Source organism: Acinetobacter pittii ATCC 19004 = CIP 70.29 (assembly GCF_000369045.1).
GTDB lineage: Bacteria > Pseudomonadota > Gammaproteobacteria > Pseudomonadales > Moraxellaceae > Acinetobacter > Acinetobacter pittii.
Map to the genome: position 1 here is coordinate 648,698 of NZ_KB849797.1, position 9,704 is coordinate 658,401.

The window sequence follows — 9,704 nt, forward strand, 5'->3', positions numbered from 1 at the left end:
CATGACAAATCTGAATTTAAATATTAATCAGAATGAAGTGCAGCTCATTCCGGAAGAACCAACAGAATTTCAAGAACCTGTATTAGGTGCAGAGATTCTGATTGAGCAACTTTATAAATTTTATGGTGAGGTAAAGGTCCTCGAAGATCTTGACCTACACATCCAGCCGGGTGAGTTTTTAGCAATTGTTGGCCGAAGTGGTTGTGGCAAAAGTACATTACTCCGTTTAATTGCTCAACTTGAAAAAGCCAGCTTTGGGGAAATCAAATTTAAATCTGCCCGACATTTACGTGAAGGCATTACGAACGATGATATTCGAGTAATGTTCCAAGATCCTCGTTTACTTCCTTGGAGAAATATTCTTCAAAATGTTCAACTTGGGCTACCAAAATCACAACATGCTTTGGCAGAAGAATTATTAGAAAAAGTAGGTTTAAAAGAAAAAGCGGGACAATGGCCTTCCCAGCTCTCAGGTGGTCAACGTCAGCGTACAGCCCTAGCCCGTGCACTGTCGCATACGCCGCGCATATTGTTGCTAGACGAACCTTTGGGTGCATTAGACGCGTTAACTCGTCTTGAGATGCAAAGCTTGATTGAGCGCTTGTGGAAGGAGCAAGGCTTTACTGCAATTTTGGTCACACACGATGTGAGTGAAGCAGTGCAATTAGCTGACCGTATTATCTTATTAGATAAGGGTCAGATTGCTCAAAGTTTCCAAGTTAATTTGCCGCGCCCGCGTAAAAAAAGTATTACTTTTGCTCAGCTTGAACAACAAGTACTCGATGCGGTTTTGGCAACTTAAGTTTGCGATGAGTAATGAGAACTGTTCAACCGAAAAATGCCCAATTTACGAGCAATAAAACTGCTGTTTTATTGCTCTTTTTTAGGGCGAAAATAAAAAAATATTTTTAAGAATAACAATAAACTAGTGAATCTCTCTATTTTTTGCACAATAGTATATCTATTACACAAATAAGTAGCCGTTTTTTGATTAAAAAAGCAAGACACCTGTGCACAAATCAAACAATTTCCCTTACAATGGGAATACTATTTTTTTAATTATGCAGCAGATGGAACAAAAAAAGAGTACCCAAAAGCGCAATCAGCTTCTTGCTGCGGCCCTTGACGTATTTTCAGTCTATGGGTTCAGTGGAGCAAGTCTGGATGAAATTGCCCAACTCGCCGACATGCATAAGTCGAATATTTTCTATTACTATGAAAATAAAGAGTCTTTATATGTAGAAGTGCTCACAACCGTTTTACAAAAATGGTTGGCCCCCTTACAAACTTTAGAAGCTGAATTAGAACCAGCCGAAGCCTTATCTCACTATTTAATTCAAAAAATCGAACTGTCTCGTAGCCAACCGAAAGCATCTAGATTGTTTGCACTAGAAATTATTCAAGGCGCTCCACATATTTTGCCTATACTGAAAGGGCCTTTGAAAAAGCTATTTAAACGCAAAGCTAAAGTCATTCAGACTTGGCAAGAAGAAGGAAAGATTTCCCCAGATATCGACCCTGAGTTATTAATACTCAATATTTGGGGCCTTACGCAAAACTATGCAGATTTTGCAACTCAAATGGAAATGGTGACCGGTAAAACGCTTCGTAACCGCAGTATGTTCCAGCGTTCGATTGAGCATACGGTACATATGATGCTATACGGCGTATTACCTCGCTAAAATAAAAAAGATCGGCAAATTTGCCGATCTTTTTTTAGAAATGGTTTTGATAAAGGGCTAGGAGTTTCTGAGCGCCTAACAATAAATTTTCTTCCCAATCCAAATGTGCAGTGTCATCTGCCCCATCAGTAATATACTTCACAGAAATTAATCGTACACCTAACTTATGGCACACTTTAGCTAAAGCATAGCCTTCCATATCAACCACATCACAAGCTACTTTTGGCTGACCTGTTTCAAATGAATCACCTGTTCCACATACTGCTTTTGGCAAATCAATAAAATGTGGTTGAAGATGAATCTCTGCCGCCAAATGATCATCTAACGGCGTTACACCTACTTCAAAACCTAGGGGTGAAACATCCATATCCCGTTGTACAAAAGTTTTTACTTCGACTAAATCATGTCGATTAAATGCAGAGCTTCCCGCTGTACCTAAGTTAATTAGAGTTTTACAGCCTGTTTTTTGAATAACTTCAAATGCTTTAAAGGCAGCATTAATCTTACCAATACCACTGTAATGGACTTCAACACCTGCTTGTTCAAATAAACCCTTAGATTCATTAGGAAGCGCCATAATTAAAGCAATATCAGTGTTCATTCAAAAAGCTCAAATCAAAATTAAATAAGTTAGAAAATAAGTATAAATCAGGTGCAAAAGCTTTTTGCACCTTTTCATCATTACTGCACTTTTTGTTGTAAAGCGATTAAGCATGGAGAAAAAAACAGTTGACCACTATATGCGCCTGCTAGCGTTTTCTTCATTACAACGCCCCACATCGTCAATAACAGAATACTCAATGCGACAGCAACGTATTGTAAGAATACAACTTCAACCTGATGTCCTAAGTTAAATAGTGCGAGAATAAATACACCTAATGGAAAGGTTAAGCCCCACCAGCCCAAGTTAAATGGAATACCTGTCTTTGCGTGACGAAGCGTTGTTAAAATCGCAAGACCAAGCCACCATAACCCAAAGCCTAAAAGTACAAGACTGCCTACAACTCCTAAGGCTTGAAAGACATTCGCAAATTGGTCAAATCCTACATTTGGCGCCACTCTTTGTGCCTGCTGCCCTAATAACAATAAACCTAATGCACCTGTACCAATAGGGCCTAAAGACAACCAGCTAGAAATTGCGACTTCTTTTTCAGGTAGCTGATGCAAAGCCATACGCAGCATTAAAATTGTCAGAATAGCGAATGCTGGTAAAACAGAGATTCCCCAAAGTACATAGCCAGCCATTAATAAATGAAAGCTATGCATATCTGCTGGTAAATGTGCAACCAACATGCCGGCAGAACTTGCTGCTACTTCACAGGCAACCACAGGTAAAAGCCAGATTGCAGTCATCGTATGTAACTGATGGTTCTGACGACTAAACATACAAAATGGCACGATCCACGCAATGGCCAATGCTAAAAAGACATCGATGTACCATAAAGCTTGAGCAATATGGATAGCCACTTCACCGTAAAGCCCGACACCGAAGCTTAAAAAGCCATTTAGTATGGTAGCGAGCCCCATTGGGATAGCCCCTAAAAACAAGCTCATATTTGGATGATTAAATATTTGCTTCGCTTCATGAGGGAAAAGAAGCCACCGCAATAAATAAAGAACTGAAAAAACGCTAAATAAAACAATATTAAATTGCCATAACAAAGTTGCTAGCGTGAATAAAAATGATTGAGCAAATGGCAGCTGGATTAAAATCATACTCACCACGCCAGTACCCATAGTCGCTGTAAACCAATTTGGGGTAAAATGTCGTATAACATCTTTGCTTTGATTTAATTGGTAAAAGGGTTTTTTCATCTTAGTTCTCTAATCAAAGAGTGGATAAAGATATAGTAGAGCAAACCATTAATAAGAAAAATTGATTTATTTTTATTTAATTCATCAGTATTTTAAATATACAGATATTCATATTGAAAAATAACTGAGTAAAAACACAACAACAAGACGAATCTGTGAGATTATGGCAATATATAGCCCTTGCAAAAATAGCCATATTTTAAGTTCATGAAACTGCTTCGTCTTAATGCGTTATCGCCCAATTTTCAGTTACCTCAAACAGCGGTAACTATTGGTAATTTTGATGGTGTCCATTTAGGCCACCAAGCGATGATTGCTCAACTCAAAAACATTGCTGCAGCACAAGGCTTAAAAACGCTGGTCATGATTTTTGAGCCACAACCTCTTGAGTTCTTTAAAGGTTACGATGCACCTCCTCGTATTAATTCATTACGGGAAAAAGTTGAATACCTAGCTGAGCTTGGCGTTGACTATATTGCGGTTGCTAAATTTGATGAACATTTCCGTAGCATGAGCGCATCTGCCTTCGCAGATTTATTAAAAAACAAATTAAATGCCCAGTCATTAGTTTTGGGGGATGACTTTCATTTCGGTAAAGACCGCCAAGGCAACAGTGAATTTTTAAAAGATTATGGCTTCCAAGTCACAAATTTACATACCATTGAACTTGAAGGTGAACGCGTCAGTTCAACCCGTATTCGCCAAGTACTTCAAGTGGGTAATCTTGCTTTAGCAGCTAAATTATTAGGCCGTCCGTACAGTATTACTGGACGTGTCCAATATGGCGATCAAATTGGACGAACTCTTGATTTTCCAACCATTAATGTTCGTCTCAACCGCCACAAACCTTGTTTAAACGGTATTTATGGCGTTGAAGTCATTTGCGAAACGACTTCTCTCACTGAAAAAGTGCGCCAAGAAACACCTGAAAAACCGGGAATTGCCGGATATCATGAAAATAGCCTCTATGGCGCAGGTCATGTCGGTACACGTCCCGCCATTCAGCAAGAACATCCAGAATGGAGATTAGAAGTACATTTCCCTGATGTTTCTGCTAATCTGTATGGCTTATTTATGCGGGTGACTTTTCTTCACTATCTTCATGGTGAATTGAACTACCCTTCGCTTGAAGCACTTAAGGCTGGAATTGATAATGACGTGCAACAGTTACGACAATATCGTAACGACACGACACAATTTCCTTTTTAATTCGAATTTTGATTGTAAAACATGTCAGCTCCCAAGCTGATTAAACTGGAAGAAAACTTGCATGAGCGATAAGCAAACTCCTGAGAATGCAGTGGACTACAAAGCCACGCTAAACCTGCCGGATACTCAATTTGCAATGAAAGCAAATTTGGCAGTACGTGAAGTGAAATGGTTAGAAGAGTGGTATACCGACAACATTTATCAGCAGATTCGTGCATCGCGTATTGGCAAGAAAAAATATATTTTGCATGATGGCCCCCCATATGCGAACGGTACAATTCACTTAGGCCACGCAGTCAATAAAGTACTCAAAGACGTTATTGTAAAAAGCCGTACGCTTTCAGGTTTTGATGCACCGTATGTTCCGGGTTGGGACTGTCATGGCTTGCCAATCGAACTAAAAGTTGAAGAGAAAGTAGGTAAAGTGGGCGAAAAAGTTGACGCAGCAACTTTCCGTAAACTTTGCCGTGAATACGCGCTAAAACAAATTGATTTACAACGTACTGACTTTAAACGTCTTGGTATTTTAGGTGATTGGGATAATCCTTATCTCACCATGAATTATAAACAAGAAGCTGATATTGTTCGTGCTCTAGGTCTCATCCAGAAAAATGGCCATATCCAGCCAGGCTTAAAGCCAGTGAACTGGTGTATGGACTGCGGTTCAGCTCTTGCTGAAGCAGAAGTTGAATACGAAGATAAAAAATCTGACGCAATTGACGTTGGTTTTGGCGTTGTCGATCTCAAAGATTTAAGTGCCCGCTTAAACTTAGAAGTTCAAGATCCAACAGATATCGTGATCTGGACCACTACACCTTGGACATTACCAGCTAACCAAGCCGTTGCGTTGCATGCCGAAATTGAATATCAATTGGTGCAAGTGACAACTGAGCGCGGTAAGCAAAACTTCATTCTTGCTAAAGACTTAGTTGCTTCAGCGATTGAGCGTTACAAGCTTGAAAACCCAGTTGTTTTAGCTGATTTTACTGGTTCGGCTCTTGAAAACCTTACCCTACAACATCCTCTACTTACTGATCGTCAAGTTCCGGTTATTTTAGGTGAGCACGTTATTGCAACAAGCGGTACAGGTGCCGTACATACAGCACCTGGCCATGGTGCAGACGACTATAAAGTAGGTCTTCAATACAACCTTAAAGTAGATAACCCAGTGGGTGGTAACGGTGTTTATCTTCCAACTGCTCCAATCTATGCTGGTGAGCACATCTATAAAGCCAATCCAAAGATTATTGAAGCTTTGGGCGCTGTAGGCCGTTTATGGGCTCATCAACCAATTAAACACAGCTACCCACACTGCTGGCGCCATAAGACTCCTATTATTTTCCGTGCTACACCACAATGGTTCATTAGCATGGATCAAAAAGGGTTACGTGAAGGTGCGCTTAATGCCATTGAAAATGATATCGAGTTTGTACCGAACTGGGGTAAAAACCGTATTGAATCAATGATTGAAGGTCGTCCGGACTGGTGTATCTCACGTCAACGTACTTGGGGCGTTCCAATTCCTTTCTTCGTTCATAAAGATACGAACGAATTACACCCTCGTACACCTGAACTCATCGAAGAAGTTGCTCAACTGATCGAAGAAGAAGGCATTGAAGCATGGTTCAAACGTGAAGCAAAAGACTTCATCGGTGAAGATGCTGAACAATATAACGCTGTTCGCGATACACTCGATGTATGGTTCGACTCTGGTACAACGCATTACGCTGTACTTGAGCAACGTGATGAATTAGAAAGCCCTGCTGACTTATATTTAGAGGGTTCAGACCAACACCGTGGCTGGTTCCAATCTTCTTTATTAACATCTATGGCAATTCACAATCGTGCGCCATATAAAGCCTTGTTAACTCATGGTTTTACAGTGGACGAAAACGGTCGTAAATTGTCGAAATCTTTAGGCAACTATATCCCGCTTGAAGAAATCATCAAACAGCTTGGTGCAGATGGTTTACGACTATATGTAGCGTCTAGCGACTACCGTTATGAAATCGCAGCATCGAAAGAAATCTTTAGCCGTGTAAGTGATAGCTATCGCCGTATTCGTAATACCCTACGCTTCTTGCTTGCGAACCTAAATGGTTTCAAACCAAGTACTGATGCTCTGGACGTAGATGACCTCATCGCTCTAGATCAATACATCTTACAGCGTGCGAATGAAGTACAACAAACCATTATCACTGCCTATGAAGAAATGAACTTCCATGTGGTGTGTAGTGCGTTAACAAGCTTCTGTATTAATGACTTAGGTGGTTTCTACCTAGATATTATCAAAGACCGTCAATACACCACTAAAGCGGATTCTCAGGCACGTCGTTCTGCTCAAACAGCGCTTTATCATATTGTCCAAGCATTTATCCGTTGGATGAGCCCAATCTTAAGCTTTACGGCTCAAGAAGCTTGGCCATTGATTCCAGAACAAACTGAAAAGTATGTATTTACTTCAGAATGGTATGACTTACCTGTTTCATCAAAAGCAAACTTGCTTTCTGAAGAAGATTGGCAAACATTGATTAGCGTAAAATCTGCAGTAAATAAACAGATTGAAGCAGCGCGTAACGCTAAACTTGTCGGCAGTAATCTTTCAGCCAAAGTTGAACTTTGGGCAAGTGAATCATTACAAACAGTTTTAAACCAACTGGCTGATGAACTCCGTTTTGTTCTTATTACTTCGCAAGTAGTAGTACATCCATTTGCTGAGCAAGGTGAAGCAACTGAAATGGAAGGCTTACGTGTACAAATATCTGCAGCTGAAGGTGAAAAATGTGCACGTTGCTGGCACGTTCTTCCAGATGTAAATACACATGCCGATCATCCTGGTTTATGTGGTCGTTGTATTGTGAACGTCACTGGTCGTGGCGAAGTGAGAAAATATGCCTAATTCACAAGCTAAAAAAGGCTTATTCCAGTTTTATCCACATAATCTGATTTGGCTTGGACTTTCTGTCCTTGCCATTGTATTGGATCAATGGACAAAATGGATTGCGAGTACACATCTAAACTATGCAGATCCTGTACCTGTACTTCCATTTTTAAACTGGACACTATTACATAACTATGGTGCAGCTTTTAGCTTTTTATCTGATGCAGGAGGATGGCAGCGCTATTTCTTCACATCTTTGGCGGGCTTAGTTTCAGTACTTTTTGTATTTTGGTTAATGCGTATGCCTAAAAAAATGGTGGTGCTACCTGTAGCCATCGCTTTAATTTTAGGTGGAGCTTTAGGCAATTTAATTGACCGTATTATCCTAGGTTATGTGGTCGATTTCATTCACGTTTACTACCAAAATCATCACTTTCCAGCTTTTAATATTGCGGACAGTGCCATCACTCTAGGTACGATTTTGCTACTCATTGATACATTCTTCCTTGAGAAGCAACGTAACCAAAATTCGGATGCATAATATGACCGAAATTATTCAACCTAACGAAGAAATTCGTATTCAAGAAGGCTCTAAAGTCGACCTACACTTTTCTGTATCTATCGAAAATGGTGTAGAAATTGACAATACACGTAGCCGTGAAGAGCCAGTTAGTCTGACTATTGGTGACGGAAACCTTTTACCAGGTTTCGAAAAAGCATTATTCGGTTTACGTGCAGGTGACCGCCGTACAGTACACCTTCCACCAGAAGATGCTTTTGGTCCATGGAATCCAGAAAATGTTCAAACTTTCGATACAGTTAAGTTTGAACAACGCCCTATTCCTGGTCACATGATCGAATTTGAAGATAAGGCAAAAACCACCTTATTCGGTGTAGTAAAATCAGTTAATGATGACATTACAGAAATTGATTTTAATCACCCATTAGCTGGGAAAAATATTACCTTTGAAGTAGAAATATTTAAGGTTACTCCTGAAGGCCAACAAAGCATTAAGCTAATGTAAATAAAAAAGCCCTCTAAATGAGGGCTTTTTTATGATTCAATTTTTATTAGTGACATAAGAATCCTTACAAATTCTATATTCTCTCCTACCTATAGAATGAATTAAGTTATAAAGATAAAAATTTTTAGGAAAAATACATGCTGGTCTATATTATCGTAGGAAGTGTTCGTGAAGGACGTACAGCAATTAAAGTTGCCAATTGGCTAGAATCCACAATTCCATCATTTAATCTAGAAGATTTTCAGACAGAAGTAATTGATTTAAAAGAGTGGAATTTACCGTTATTTTCAGGCTCTCACCCACCTGCTACCGGGATTTATGATCAACCTAAACAACAAGAATGGGCAGATAAAATTGCTCAAGCAGACGCATTTATCTTTATTAGCCCAGAATACAACCATGGTTACAGCCCAGCTTTAAAAAATGCACTTGATTATATCGGCAAGGAGTGGGGTGGTAAACCTGCTGCATTTATTGGCTATGGTTCAACAAATGGCTCTCGTTCTATTAGCCAAATACGTCAAGTCACCTCAAGTTTAAGTATTATTGACCCGAATGCTGTAATAGAGATAAGAGATATATTTAAACGTAATAAAGATGAAAAATTCGAAGCTAATGAGTTTGAAGTAAAAGGTCTTCAATCCATTCTTGAGAAACTACAGAAATATCATTTGTCTTAATTGAACAAAAGGCCTCTTTTCTAAACAAAAGAGGCCTTTAATTTTATAAACTCTTTAAATACTCCACTACATTAGTATTACCAGCCATTTCTGCAAGCTCTAATGCTGTGTATTCACTTTTGTAAGCGACATGCGCACCTTTTTCAATTAAGAGTTGAACTATCTCTAAATGATCATTTTCAGCAGCTGCTTGTAGAGCACTATATCCCTCATCATCTATCTGATTAGGATTTTCTCCCTCTATTAGTAATTCTTTTACTTGATCGATATCACCTAGAGATGCCCAATAAATCAATGCAGGCAAAGATAGCTCTTCATCATCTTCAGGTATTGGAGAGAAAGAATTGATTTTCATGGACGTACCCAAAAATAATAGAGTTCGTCATTATATTCATAGAATACAGCAAGAATA

10 protein-coding genes are annotated in these 9,704 nt (G+C 39.3%); 7 read left to right on the plus strand and 3 right to left on the minus strand.

Features of this window, described 5'->3' with window-relative positions; translation table 11 throughout:
* The first annotated feature begins 1 nt into the window (after position 1).
* Both ssuB and rutR read left to right on the plus strand, forming a co-directional pair.
* On the plus strand, positions 2-802 hold the full coding sequence (ssuB, locus tag F928_RS21680; RefSeq protein WP_002120799.1) for an ABC transporter ATP-binding protein: 801 nt from the start codon (positions 2-4) through the stop codon (positions 800-802).
* Positions 803-1,061: 259 nt separating this feature from the next.
* On the plus strand, positions 1,062-1,682 hold the full coding sequence (gene rutR, locus F928_RS21685; RefSeq protein WP_005071782.1) for a TetR/AcrR family transcriptional regulator: 621 nt from the start codon (positions 1,062-1,064) through the stop codon (positions 1,680-1,682).
* 34 nt (positions 1,683-1,716) lie between these two features.
* Here rutR and F928_RS21690 read toward each other — a convergent pair whose 3' ends face one another.
* Together F928_RS21690 and F928_RS21695 are read right to left on the minus strand one after the other, a co-directional pair.
* Entirely contained in the window at positions 1,717-2,283 is a 567-nt protein-coding gene (locus F928_RS21690; protein WP_002120771.1) for a 5'-methylthioadenosine/S-adenosylhomocysteine nucleosidase family protein, read from the minus strand.
* A gap of 80 nt (positions 2,284-2,363) precedes the next feature.
* Positions 2,364-3,497: a TDT family transporter gene (locus tag F928_RS21695; protein ID WP_005071778.1), complete on the minus strand. Its 1,134-nt coding sequence runs from the start codon at positions 3,495-3,497 to the stop codon at positions 2,364-2,366.
* A 207-nt stretch (positions 3,498-3,704) separates the two neighbouring features.
* Here F928_RS21695 and ribF point away from each other — a divergent pair, with 207 nt between their 5' ends.
* From ribF to F928_RS21720, 5 genes are all read left to right on the plus strand, one after another.
* Complete coding sequence (gene ribF / locus F928_RS21700; RefSeq protein WP_002120723.1) at positions 3,705-4,706, plus strand: bifunctional riboflavin kinase/FAD synthetase; 1,002 nt, start codon at positions 3,705-3,707, stop codon at positions 4,704-4,706.
* A 61-nt stretch (positions 4,707-4,767) separates the two neighbouring features.
* Positions 4,768-7,605 carry an isoleucine--tRNA ligase gene (ileS, locus tag F928_RS21705; protein ID WP_002120837.1) on the plus strand — a complete coding sequence of 946 codons (2,838 nt, stop codon included), beginning with the start codon at positions 4,768-4,770 and terminating at the stop codon, positions 7,603-7,605.
* Positions 7,598-8,128 (plus strand): signal peptidase II, encoded by a 531-nt coding sequence (gene lspA / locus F928_RS21710; RefSeq protein ID WP_002120754.1) that lies wholly within the window; start codon positions 7,598-7,600, stop codon positions 8,126-8,128. The genes ileS and lspA overlap by 8 nt, the downstream gene beginning before the upstream one ends.
* 1 nt (position 8,129) lies before the next feature.
* A complete protein-coding gene (yaaD, locus tag F928_RS21715) occupies positions 8,130-8,612 on the plus strand; it encodes an FKBP-type peptidyl-prolyl cis-trans isomerase (RefSeq protein WP_002120842.1) in 483 nt (160 codons plus the stop codon).
* Between the two features lie 137 nt (positions 8,613-8,749).
* Positions 8,750-9,292, plus strand: a complete 543-nt coding sequence (locus F928_RS21720; protein WP_002120783.1) for an NADPH-dependent FMN reductase — start codon at positions 8,750-8,752, stop codon at positions 9,290-9,292.
* Between the two features lie 43 nt (positions 9,293-9,335).
* Here F928_RS21720 and F928_RS21725 read toward each other — a convergent pair whose 3' ends face one another.
* Positions 9,336-9,647, minus strand: coding sequence for an ankyrin repeat domain-containing protein (locus tag F928_RS21725; RefSeq protein ID WP_002120691.1), 312 nt, complete (start codon positions 9,645-9,647; stop codon positions 9,336-9,338).
* Positions 9,648-9,704 lie beyond the last annotated feature (57 nt).